Here is a 296-nt window from a genome sequence, read left to right on the forward strand (position 1 = left end):
CAAACTGTTTTTGATACCAAGCAGAGACAGCTGATTTGAAATGTTTGTGATTCCAACGTGTATAGCCATAAATCGGATGTTGAATACTCTTTTGCAAGGCCTGATTAACCGTCTCTGGGATAGCAAAATCAGTATCTGAAATGGTAAAAGGCAATAAATCTTTTTGACCAAAACGATCTTCTACAAAATCCCACTGTGTACAAAACGTTCCTTTTCGCTCAATTATTTTATCAAATTCTGTCATATCAATAAATGGTAAAACAAGACGTTTGTCTTGTTTTACTGTTCTCCTTCTA

Annotated in this window: 1 pseudogene; it reads right to left on the reverse strand. The window is 34.8% G+C overall.

Annotated features, from left to right (window positions below):
• Positions 1-296: pseudogene (locus tag ETC07_RS16130) on the reverse strand (hypothetical protein); the annotation flags it as partial.

Source organism: Halomonas borealis, from assembly GCF_004798905.1.
Taxonomy (GTDB): Bacteria; Pseudomonadota; Gammaproteobacteria; order Pseudomonadales; family Halomonadaceae; genus Halomonas; species Halomonas borealis.